The sequence below is a fragment of the Companilactobacillus halodurans genome (genome assembly GCF_009600985.1).
Lineage (GTDB): Bacteria > Bacillota > Bacilli > Lactobacillales > Lactobacillaceae > Companilactobacillus > Companilactobacillus halodurans.
This window is the reverse complement of the sequence record NZ_VDFP01000138.1, coordinates 1-1,392: the sequence shown is the minus strand read 5'-3', so window position 1 is coordinate 1,392 and position 1,392 is coordinate 1. Positions and strand designations below refer to the sequence as shown.

The following is a 1,392-nucleotide window of genomic DNA, read 5'->3' as shown; positions in this document are numbered from 1 at the left end:
TAAATCTAAAGCCGACTTTGCCTTCCTACTACATGGCTTTTATCATTTACAAGAGCACGGAACTATGGGCATTGTCTTACCCCATGGCGTATTATTTCGGGGTGCTAAAGAAGGCAAGATTCGCCAAAAGCTCCTGTTAGATAACCGGATTGATGCCATTATTGGACTACCCGCCAATATTTTTCATTCCACTGGTATTCCAACGTTAATCATGATTTTAAAGAAACATAAAACCACTGATGACGTCTTGTTTATTGATGCGTCACGGGAATTTGAAAAGGACAAGAATCAAAATAAGCTAACGGCAGCCAATATTCAAAAAATTGTGACCACTTATCAAAACCGGCAAGATGTCGATAAATATGCTCATGTGGCCTCACCGGCGGAAATCAAAGAGAATGATTATAATTTAAATATTCCGCGCTACGTTGATACGTTTGAACCGGAACCCGAGATTGATCTGGACCAAGTTAAAGCTGATCTAAAGCAACTAGACCAGGAAATCAGTCAGAATGAACAAGTCTTTAATGAATTAGCCAGCCAGTTAGTGACCACCCACGTTAATGACCAGCCAAAACCGGAGGCCCACAATGAAGGATAACCAAGCTAAATATCCGCAATTAAGATTTAAAGGTTTCACTGATCCTTGGGAACAGCGTAAGTTGGGGAAAATGGGCTATACTTTTACAGGATTAAGTGGAAAAACTAAAGAAGACTTTGGGCATGGGAATGCAAAATTTGTTACTTATATGAACGTTTTTAGTAGTCCTGTCTCCAACTCAGAAATGGTTGAAAATGTTGAAGTTGATTCAAAACAACATCAAGTTGAATATGGCGACGTATTCTTTACAACATCATCAGAAACACCGCAGGAGGTTGGAATGTCTTCTGTATGGCTTGAAACCGCTGAGAATATCTACCTAAACAGCTTTTGTTTTGGATATCATCCAATGGTTGAGTTTGACCCTTATTATCTAGCATTTATGTTACGTTCACCAGTGATTCGTAAGAAGTTTATGTTACTAGCTCAAGGTATTTCACGATATAACATTTCCAAAAATAAAGTTATGGAGATGTTAGTGCCAGTTACAGAAATAGTCGAACAACAAAAAATTGGTTCTTTCTTCAAACAACTTGATGACACTATTACCCTTCATCAACGTAAGTTAGATTTACTCAAGGAACAGAAAAAAGGCTACTTGCAAAAAATGTTTCCAAAAAATGGCGCAAAAGTTCCTGAATTGCGATTTGCAGGGTTTGCTGACGCTTGGGAAGAGCGTAAGTTAGGAGAATTAGCTAATATTGTTCGTGGAGCAAGCCCAAGACCAATCCAAGATCCAAAATGGTTTGATAAAGATAGTGATATTGGTTGGCTAAGAATTTCAGATGTAA

The 1,392-nt window shown here is 38.3% G+C and carries 2 protein-coding genes; both read left to right on the top strand.

The annotated features are described in order from the left end of the window. Positions 1 to 601, top strand: a 601-nt coding sequence (locus tag FHL06_RS13065; RefSeq protein ID WP_153387037.1) for an N-6 DNA methylase, incomplete at its 5' end; no start/stop codon positions are given. Then, a partial coding sequence (locus tag FHL06_RS13060; RefSeq protein ID WP_238334054.1) for a restriction endonuclease subunit S occupies positions 591 to 1,392 on the top strand: 802 nt, incomplete at its 3' end. The genes FHL06_RS13065 and FHL06_RS13060, both read left to right, overlap by 11 nt.